This window comes from Saccharicrinis sp. 156, assembly GCF_050589685.1.
In the GTDB taxonomy this organism is placed as follows: domain Bacteria; phylum Bacteroidota; class Bacteroidia; order Bacteroidales; family Marinilabiliaceae; genus Saccharicrinis.
This window is the reverse complement of the sequence record NZ_JBNGOS010000072.1, coordinates 1-10,617: the sequence shown is the minus strand read 5'-3', so window position 1 is coordinate 10,617 and position 10,617 is coordinate 1. Positions and strand designations below refer to the sequence as shown.

At 38.3% G+C, this 10,617-nt stretch carries 6 protein-coding genes; 3 read left to right on the top strand and 3 right to left on the bottom strand.

The features are described from left to right. Window positions 1-355: 355 nt before the first annotated feature. Together ACRD64_RS24620 and ACRD64_RS24615 are read right to left on the bottom strand one after the other, a co-directional pair. Window positions 356-1,888: an alpha-L-fucosidase gene (locus tag ACRD64_RS24620; protein ID WP_430937184.1), complete on the bottom strand. Its 1,533-nt coding sequence runs from the start codon at window positions 1,886-1,888 to the stop codon at window positions 356-358. A gap of 275 nt (window positions 1,889-2,163) precedes the next feature. After that, complete coding sequence (locus ACRD64_RS24615; protein ID WP_430937183.1) at window positions 2,164-4,614, bottom strand: glycoside hydrolase family 2 TIM barrel-domain containing protein; 2,451 nt, start codon at window positions 4,612-4,614, stop codon at window positions 2,164-2,166. Window positions 4,615-4,816: 202 nt separating this feature from the next. Here ACRD64_RS24615 and ACRD64_RS24610 point away from each other — a divergent pair, with 202 nt between their 5' ends. Beyond that, a complete protein-coding gene (locus tag ACRD64_RS24610; protein WP_430937182.1) occupies window positions 4,817-5,983 on the top strand; it encodes a helix-turn-helix domain-containing protein in 1,167 nt (388 codons plus the stop codon). 461 nt (window positions 5,984-6,444) lie between these two features. Here the strand turns inward: ACRD64_RS24610 and ACRD64_RS24605 are convergent, their stop codons facing one another. After that, window positions 6,445-8,055: an alpha-L-fucosidase gene (locus ACRD64_RS24605; protein ID WP_430937180.1), complete on the bottom strand. Its 1,611-nt coding sequence runs from the start codon at window positions 8,053-8,055 to the stop codon at window positions 6,445-6,447. A 271-nt stretch (window positions 8,056-8,326) separates the two neighbouring features. Between ACRD64_RS24605 and ACRD64_RS24600 the strand changes: the two genes are divergently transcribed. Continuing rightward, window positions 8,327-9,955: a sulfatase family protein gene (locus ACRD64_RS24600; protein WP_430937178.1), complete on the top strand. Its 1,629-nt coding sequence runs from the start codon at window positions 8,327-8,329 to the stop codon at window positions 9,953-9,955. A gap of 255 nt (window positions 9,956-10,210) precedes the next feature. Next, window positions 10,211-10,594 (top strand): sigma factor, encoded by a 384-nt coding sequence (locus ACRD64_RS24595; protein WP_430937176.1) that lies wholly within the window; start codon window positions 10,211-10,213, stop codon window positions 10,592-10,594. Window positions 10,595-10,617 lie beyond the last annotated feature (23 nt).

The following is a 10,617-nucleotide window of genomic DNA, read 5'->3' as shown; positions in this document are numbered from 1 at the left end:
AAATGGACACTGAACAAGAAGAACTTTATGAAATTATCTTAAAATATTTTTAGGGTGTCCCAATGCGGAAGTCAAGAGACAATGTTAGTAATTACCAGATTTTTGAGTTGAATAAAATGCTTGTAAAAAAAGGGGGATATTGTTTTTTTCAGAGTTTGGCAGATAGTTCGGCAAGAACACTCCTGACCTAGGGGAGAATGATGTTGGACTAGGACAGTACCAATATTTTCCAAGAAATATTTATTGTGACTTTACCCAGAACGATTCTCCCCTTTCCCAGAATGGCCATGGAAATGTCCGTCATTCTGGGAAAGGTCAGTTACAATCTGACCACGAGGATAGGGGCGGTGACCAACTACAAATTCTCTTTAAATGAAGAAATAGATGTTTTAAACGTTAACTTGATAGAGTAAGCAAAATCATCTTTAGGCAGACTGGCAGGTAATTTAAACTTTAAGCCCTTAGCGGATTGTTTGTATGTTACCTTCTTTCTAGAGGATAAAAGGGTGGCTTTTTTTAAACCTGACAAATTTAATTCTGCTAAAGATGGAACAAGTGCTTTGTTGGGATACCCGAGGAAAGTAACATATAAGGTTTTATTGTCTTTGCTTCTCGTAAAACGAATATCCTCGGAGGAGTATTCAACCTGGTCGCCGTGCATTTTTTCGTTAGGAACAGTCGGGCCTTCACCGTATATTTCCCAGGGGCGCGTGGCATATACCGCTTCCCCATTTACTTTCAACCATTTTCCAATTTCTTTGATTGTTTTTTTGGCTTCTGTAGGGATGGTCCCATCAGATTTAGGGCCGATATTTAGCAGCAGGACACCATTTTTACTGATAATATCCATCAACATATCAATAGTTTGGTTGGCCGAGCGATATTCTTCGTCGGGTGCGTAACTCCATGAGTGTAAACCCAACGAAGTATCATTTTGCCAGAGGCGAGGTTCAGTACTTTCCATGCCGCCTCTTTCTAAATCCAGCACTGCCGATCCGGTAGGAAGCTTTTTCCTGTTTTTATAATTTACAGCCACGTTAGGGGAGGGGAATTTTCCTTTTCCCCAATCTATGGCTTTGTTGTAATAATATTCCAGGAAGTTTCTTCGGTGTTGTTCTTTAAAGGCATTTAAATTCCATCCCCAATCGAAATAATATAAATCGGGTTGGTATTTGTTGGCCAGCTCTGTAGTGGTTGCCCACCATCTTTCAACAGCGGCAGAATCAACTTTGCCTGTGCCATATAAGGCATGGTTTTCTTTTTTTAAACCATCGAAACCATTGCGATGGTTGTATTCAAAAAATTGCCCGTTCCATGCTGAATGGTTCGATACACCAAACTTCAACCCGCGTTTTTGAATAGCAGTTTTCATTTCCGATGTAAAATCTCTTTTAGGACCCAATTTAACAGAGTTGAAAGGTTGTGTTTCTGCATCCCACAAGCAAAAGTTGTCGTGGTGCATGGCCATAAATACAAAAAACTTAGCACCTCCCTCCACAAATAAGTCGGCCCATTCATCGGCATTCCATTTCTCGGCTTTAAACAGAGGGATAAAATCCTTGTATCCGAATTCAGATGGATTCCCAAATTTTTCCTTGTGATAGGCAGCCGTTTTAAGTCCACGTTTTTCATGTCCATGTCCTTTTTCTTTGCCAGAACCATCGTCCACGTTATACATCCATCTGCCATACCATTCTGCTGCATGATCACCGGCATAAGCCGGAACAGAATATAGTCCCCAGGTACACCAGTAGCCAAGTTTGGCATCACTGTACCATTCAGGTATTTGATATTGGGTGAGTGATACTGTGGAAGTGTCAAACTTGTTTTGTGATGATAAAAGTTGAAAACAGAATAAAAGAAGAAAGGGGATGAGATTTTTTTTCATGAATAAAAAATTAGCGAATTTTCAATAAGGGGCTGACTTAGAAGTCAATAAATTTTTGAGCAATCTTATAAATTGTAAGGCCGTGTAAATGGAATGGGTATTTATTAGTATCCCAACTTACAATTCATAAGTTCCACGGTTGAGCATACTACTTTTGAAACAGCTTCGGCTATCTATGATTTAATGGCTTAAGCCATGACTTTTGGGGCATCATGGCTAAAGACTAAGATGTATATTTCTCGATGCCCTAACTCAACAGTCAGGGTGAATCGATTTTACTTTGATTCTAACCGGATCATTGCACTTTCTAAATCTTCCGATTTAGCTGTAACCGTAATAGTTCCAGCTTCTTTAGTAGATTGAATTATAGCTAAACATTTACCATTAAAGGCAGTGTGTGAAGATGCTTTAAAAGGCTCAAGACACATGTTGTCACCATTACCAACTCCGGCAATAGTGGCTGGTCCTGAAATTTCAAATTCAAGCATGTTGTTGGCCGTTGGAACTTCGTTGCCGTCATTATCCAGAATAGTACATTCCACATAAATTAAATCCTGAGAATTGGCGTTCATCGTTTGGCGACGGGTTTCCATCTTGATTTCTGCAGCATCACCAGTTGTTTTAACCGTTTTCTCTGCATAAACTTTTCCATCTTTATACGATACAGCTTTAAGTTCGCCCGGTTGGTAAACTGTGTTCCAGCTTTGGTATTCTACTCCTTCTGTGCTATTTTTCTTTTTACCCAAGGATTTTCCATCCTGGAACAATTCAACTTCATCGCCATTTGTAAACGCGTGTACAGTTATGGTTTTACCTTCCATACCTTTAAAGTTCCAGTGAGGAAAAATGTGAACCATGGGTTTATCAGACCATTGGCTTTGGTAAAAGTAGTACCCATCCTTTGGGAATCCACATAAGTCAATAGGTGCAAAAGAAGACGAACGGGCAGGCCATCCAAACGGAATCACTTCACCCAGGTAGTCCCAGCCGGTCCAGATAAACATACCCATCACATACGGACGTTCTTTAACCCATTTCCATGCATCCATTCCGCTTTCGCCCCGGATATTTCTTTTTTCGACCCATTCGTAGGCTTCATCATGTTCATAGCCTAATTTGTCCCACCAAGCTGTTTTTGCATCGCCATATAGATATGTTCCGCGAGGGTAGAAGGATTGTGCTGATTCGTGTTCGGTGATTATAGCCATGGTGTTAGGCTGTTGTTGGCGTTCTTTGTCCAGGCCTTCATCTTTAATATAGTTATATCCGTAAATATCATTGACCGCAGCAGCACCCGGATCAGGCCAAACACCCCAACCATAACCATGTACCCCGTTTGTAACAGGACGGTAATCCAACTTATGAACGATATCCGCCAAGCGTTTACCGATGGGCTCTCCTTCGGGGCGGCGCATCTGGTCTATTTCGTTACCAATACTCCACATGATAACAGAAGGGTGATTTCTATCACGTTGAACAAAATCTGTCATATCTCTATCTGCCCACTCCTTAAATATCTTAGCGTAAAAATCAACAGGGATTCTTACTTTTTTACCGTTTTGGGTAGTAGCAGGTTCCTTCTCTTTTTCCCACTCATCGAACATTTCGTTCATCACTAAAAAACCCATGCTGTCGCATACATTCAAAAACTCTTCGGAGAACGGATTGTGGGCGGTACGAACTGCATTACATCCCATTTCGCGCAATTTCTCCAACTGACGCTCAACAGTTCTTCTGTGAACAGCTGCGCCCAGTGGACCACCGGCGTGATGCAGGCAAACGCCTTTTAATTTAATGTTTTTGCCATTTAGAAAGAAACCATTTTCACTATCGAATGCTAAATTCCGAACTCCTGTGTTATCCGTTTGCGAATGGATTAGTTTTCCATCGGTAATGATTTCTGTTTTTACAGAATAAAGATGTGGATTTTCAGGATTCCATAATTCCGGATTTTTAAGTGCAATTTCTGTTTTTGAAGTATGGCTTTGTCCTGCTTTTGCGTTTTGCTCGGCTTCCTTCCGGGCTACTTCAATTCCTTTTCGATTATAAACAGAGTAAATGATTTTATAGTTTTTGTCCTCTTTAAAATCGTTCTGAACTTTGGTTTCAATAGCTAATGTGGCCTTTTTTTCAGAAGCTTTGTTGGCTACAATGTAATTCTCCCAAATGGGGATATATAACTTATTGGTGGTAATTAAATGAACATGACGATAGATCCCTGTACCTGTATACCAACGAGAACCCGGTTGCGAAGAGTTGTCGAGCTTTACGGCAATCACATTGGATTCTCCAAATTTGATATGCGGTGTCATATCGTAGTAAAAAGCAATGTAACCCAATGGTCTTTTCCCGAGAAGATTTCCGTTAATATAAACTTCAGAGTTACGGTAGGCACCATCGAAATATATAACGAAGCGCTGGTCTTTCTGATCTTTGGCAACCATAAAATTTTTGCGATAAGCACACTTTCCCGCAGGTAACCAGCCTCCGCGCGAAAACGAAGGGTTGTCTTTGCTAAAGGGTCCTTCTATACTCCAATCGTGGGGCAAGTTGACAGTTTGCCAACCATTATCGATAAAGTTTGGATTTTCTGATCCTATAGCTTCACCTTTTGTGAATTTCCAATCAAAGTCAAAAAGTTCCTTTTTGTTGAGATGTTGTGAATTACTGCAAGAGGCTATACTTATAGTTGTAAGTACAAAAATAATGAGTCCTAATCGTGTCATAATTTTTAAAAGAAATTAAATGGATATCTATGGCGTTAAGTGTCATGTAAATTTATAAAACCACATGATTATGTGTTGTTTAGCGTAAATAGAAACTGTAATTTAACCGTTAATTATAATGTTAACTAACCTGACAGTCAATGTTATAAAAATGTAAATGATTATTTATTGTTAGTTTAGATTTTTATAGTTTTGTGCTTATATGAAAAGCATACCCGATATCATAAAAATTAATCAGTCACTGGATAAGGTTGTTAACCACTATGTTTTCACTAAGTCACCCAGAAATGCGCGCTTACTGAGTTTTTTAGTAGGTAAGGCTGTGGAAGGTGAAGATATTAAAGAGCATATAATCGGAGTTGAATTATTTCAAAACAATTACAATCCGGATAGTAATGATGGCAGGGTAAGGGTATATATGTTTAACCTACGAAAAAAACTCGATGAGTATTATCAGGCAGTGGGGGAGCAGGATGAGGTCATTTTCAGGATTGAGAAGGGACAATATAATGTGCATTTTATAGAAACCCTGAAAATTGAAAACAGCGATGATTTAAATGGTGAAAAAAAATCTTTAACAAACAATATGGCCATTATCTTGGCGGGAATTGTGTTGGCCCTTAGTGCCCTGGTTTTTGTTTTTTATCCTAAAGATAAATCCTATTGTTGGGATGACTATTTTTCTCCCAAGGCACAGAATATTTGTGTTATAGCCGATCATCTTATTTGCGAAAAAGAACTGGAGGATGGCTCGTGGATGCCGGTGCATATAAAAGGCATAAATTCGCAATATGAGTTATCTAAATATATGAGCGATAATAATATAACCGATTTAAGGGCTGCAGACTATACCATGATGACAAAGATGGCACCTTATGCCTTGCATGAATTGGATAGGTGGTTTTACGCACATGACAATAAATTTGAAGTGCGATTGGAGTCGGAGTTGCGATTAGAACAAGTCAGAGATTACAATATAATTTATGTGGGACAATTTAAAACCATGAACGCTTCGGACGCACTGTTTTTGAGTAAAAGCAAAGTGTTTTCAAAGTATGTGGATGGCTTTATGTATAAGGATGGCACGAAAAAGCTGAAATATACAACGCACAACGAAAACGGTAGGAAAACAGAATATGCTATGGTTTCGTGTATGCCCTTGAAAAACAACAATGTGGCCCTGTTTTTAACCTCCAACAATGATATTGGCACGCTTGCCACCGTTAGAAACTTCACCAATCAAGTATGGCTCGACGAATTCTTCAATGAACTTCCCAAAGGGACAAAACACTTTAATGCACTATTTAAAGTAACTGGTATACACAGGACCGATATGACTTGTGAACTGGTTCATGTAGAGGTGATGTAATTAAATTCATATTTTAAACTATTCTTATCATAGTAGGTTTTGTATGGCGCTATATGCGATATATTCGATATTTAGTATCGTGAAAGTAAGTACATCTATATGTGATAGTCGTGAGTTTTTGAAATATATTGGTTTATTAAAAAATGGCGTTAGAGGATGGAAATTATGAGATATTGTATAATAGTTTTTGATTATTGCATTAATCATCCCTTAACTCCAAGATTCATGCTACGGGATAGTAGGTGTGGATGCTTAGCTTTGCATTAGTAGCTTATTGGTGTTTTGGTTGAGGATTTGGAGATACTGTCATGGCTTAGGCCAAGTAGAATTTCGACATGTTTACCAATCGGGAGGGCGGTGTTGATGGATGAAGTCTTTTAAGGTTGTATGTGGTGCATGATAAAGCATAAAAAAGCCCCCAGACTGGAGGCTTTTAAAGTTAATATAAGGAAATAGATTGATTATAAGTTCTGCTCAATTGCTCCACCTATATCCGCTTCTTTATATCCTTCACAGATTATTCTGAAAGCATGACTGTGTTTAGAAGGGTATGAAGATGGGGTTTTGATTTCTAAACCTTTCGAAGTTCTTTTCCACTTTATTTCTTCGTCGCTACCTAATAGTTCCACTTTCTCAATAGCTACTGGTAATACAGCCATATCGGTACTTAAAGTCTTAATAACGATATCCTTTTTAGGCGTATCCATTACAATAGCAAAGAATTCAGTATCCGATTTTTTCGTAAAACGAATATCGGTTTCTTGGTATACAATTTTTTTACGCTCAATTTTATGACCACCCGATGGCAGCCGAGTTGGTCCTTCTCCAAAAGTTACCCAGGGACGTGTTCCATAAATGGCGTCACCGTTAACCGCTAACCAATCTCCCATACCAATTAAAAGATCCTTCATCACTTGGGGAATAGTTCCATCCGGATCTGGTGGTACGTTTAACAACATGTTACCGTTTTTGGATACAATATCAACTAAGATATCAACCAGCTGATTCGTTGTAACAAATTTCGCGTTAGATCTGTGGAACCAGGCACCTGGGGAAGTGTCCGTAATCCAGGCTTGCTCTTTTATTTGGTTCGGGCGACCACGTTCATAATCTCTGATGGCAGTCTCTTCTGTAAAAGTGGTTTCCTTAAACAGAACAGCCACATCTTTATTCCACTCAATTCCTTTGTTGTAGTAGTATGCTAGAAATTCTTTTCTACATTCTTCGGTCATATTTTCCAACCACCAGTCAAACCAAAGTACATCCGGCTGATATACGTCAATATATTCTTTTAGCTTGGCCCACCATTGCTCATGAAATTCATCATCAGGCATTTTGTCGTCCATGGTGTGTTTGTTGGTATAAAGGTCATAATCCTTTGGGTCAACCTTTCCATACATGTGCGCCGGCGCATAATACATCCAGGTAAACGCGTGGTGAAATGAAGCTAAAAACTTCATGTTCCGTTTTTCAATCTCAGACTTAAGTTCTTTGGATACATCAATTCCGCCGTAGTTAACCGAGTTCCATCGTGTTGCTTTGCTGTCCCACATAGCAAAGTTATCATGATGCATGGCGACAGGACCCGAGAATTTAGCTCCAGAGCGTGCAAATAATTCAGCCCATTCTTTAGCGTCGAAACCACTAGGGTCAAACTTTTCAATTAAATACTTGTATCCAAATTTTTCTTCTGTGACTGGGTCGCCGAATAGTTTTTTGTGGTGAAGGTAATTGGAAGTGGGTTTTCCTGTGTTTTTTCCGGTTTCCCAGTTAGGTACTCCGTTAACTCCATACATCATCATTCCGTGCCAGCCAGCCATGTGTTGATTAGGTTCCATTTCCACAAAAGCCTGAGAAACAGGTCCCCAGTGTGCATAAATACCAAACTTAGCATCTTTAAACCACTCAGGTACTTGGTTTACTTTATTTAATGATTCCCAATCCGCGGTAAATGTTTCCTTACCATCAGACGATGCAGAGCTTTTATCTATGGACGTGGTGGAGCAACCGCCCAATGTTATTGCAATGGCAGTACTTAAAATGTACAATCCCGTTCGTAATTTTCTGTCCATTTGTTATAGTGTTTATTTATATTATTCTCAATAGTTACTAATTATGACCTTATTTTTAGACATGTAAAATTACCCGAAGCGATTAATTTCAAAGGGAACAAATAAGAATGAATAGGGGGGGCTTTTGTTTGAACATTGGTGAAAACGCTGTTTTGGTGGTCAATGGGAGTTGATATTTTAAAACCCCCCTCTTTTTCTTACCTGTTTGTGTAATGTTGGTTTCATTCTTACTGTTAATTTTAGGTTTTAATAATATATAATCATAACTATCATGTTTAATGCAACTCGTCAAGTAATAGGAATGCTGACCATCGTGTTGGCTGCTTCAGCATCTTGTAGTTCTGTTACTAAAGAAGAAAATAAACCAAACATAATATATATCATGTCCGATGATCATGCCGCACAGGGCTTGGGTATATATAATAGCCGTTTGGCAAAATTAAATCCTACACCTACCTTGGATAAGTTTGCAGAGGAAGGAATAATATTTGACAACTGTTATGTTACCAACTCTATTTGCACGCCCAGTAGAGCTTGTATTATTTCGGGGCAGTACAGCAATGTTAATGGAGTAGTCGACTTGGAAGGACATATTGGTGATAAACAGTATCTTCCTGAAGAAATGAAAAAGCTGGGATACCAAACGGCTATTATAGGTAAATGGCACCTGCACAATGAACCATCTGCATTTGACTATTATAAAGTGCTTGTTGGACATGGCGGACAAGGAGAATACTTCAATCCGGTATTTATTGAAAAAGGAATGAAGTATGAGTTTCCAATAACTAAGAATACAAAAACCATTAAAACAGAAGGTCACAGTTCGGATGTGATTACGGATCTTACCTTAGATTACCTAAAAAACAGGGATAAAACGAAGCCGTTCTTTTTAATGCACCATTATAAGGCGCCTCATGATTTGTTTGAGTTTGCGCCTCGCTATAAGGATTATTTAGAAGAAACATTTATTCCTGAGCCAGCTAGTTTGTATGATAATAAGAATAATGGTTCTGTTGGAACCAAAGGTTATAATGATGAGTTAATTAATATTATTGGATCATCTGTTTCACATCGAAATACTATTCGTAATATGGGTATGCATATGGATATAGATCAGAATATCCCTGATCCTGAGTATACAAAGCTGGCTTATCAAGAATATATGAAGCGTTATTTGCGCTGCGTAAAAGGAGTGGATGATAACCTGGCACGCTTATTCGATTACCTTAAACAAGAAGGACTTTGGGAGAATACCATTATTGTTTATACAGGAGACCAGGGTTTTATGTTAGGAGAACACGATTATATCGACAAACGTTGGATGTATGAGGAGTCAATGCGTATGCCATTTATTGTTCACTACCCTGAAAAAATTAAAGCGGGACAAAGAACAGATGCCATCATTAACAATACAGATTTTGCACCTACCTTAATTGAAATGGCAGGAGGAACAACGCCTGAGTACATGCAAGGTAAAAGTTTTAAAAAAGTTCTTGAAACCGGTCAAGAACCTGAAGGATGGAGGGATGCAACCTATTACAGATATTGGATGCATATGGCTCACCGTCATGCAAATCCTGCTCACTTTGGGGTTCGAACCAAGGATTATAAGTTGATATTCTTTTACGGAAAATATTGGGTAGATACGGATGACCCGAATGCTGAATGGAACAAAAAATCGTGGGGTAACGATTTTACCCGTCATACACCTCCGGCCTGGGAGCTTTACGATTTAAGAAACGATCCGAAAGAAATGAACAACGTATATGATAATCCAGAGTACGCCCAGGTTAAAGTAATGATGAAAAAGAAACTCAAAGCACTGCGTGAAGAAATAGGAGATACCGATGAAAACTATCCGCATATCAAGAAAATAGTTGACGAATACTGGAATCAATAATCGAATTAAGATAAAATCATAATAATATTATAAAGGCGTTCAATGTGTTGACGCCTTTTGTTCTGGTATTGTTTTTGTTGTGTGGTTGAGCGGTATTGTGATAAGAAAAGTTGGATTAATGTATGCAGTTGTTTTTTATGTACTGTATTTTTGTGAAGAAGGAAAAGCGATATCATTGAATGTGAATAAAAGTAGAACGATATAAACAGGTAACTTATATTTATGTAGTTTTACTAAATATCTACAAATAATAGCATGAAATCCTTAAGTCATGAAAAACCATTAGAAGTATATCGTTTTGATCAGGACATTTTAAAAAGGCTAAGGAATGGTGATAGAAGGATTTTCGAAGTCATTTTTGAGGATTATTACGATAGCCTAGTACAATTTGCTGAAGTTTATGTATTTAACCGATGTGTGAGCGAAGATATTGTACAGGATTTTTTTGTGTGGTTATGGGAAAATAATGACTCTCTAATAGTCAGAACTTCGCTTAAGGCATACTTTTTTCAATCAGTAAAAAACAGGTGTTTCGACTATTTAAAACACCTTAAAGTAAAAGATAAATACAGATTGCTTTCTATTTTAGATAAAACGGAGTTTACCCACCCAAAAAACGGTTTGTCCTCAGGCTCATAAATTGTCAAAAAAGCGTCAAAAAA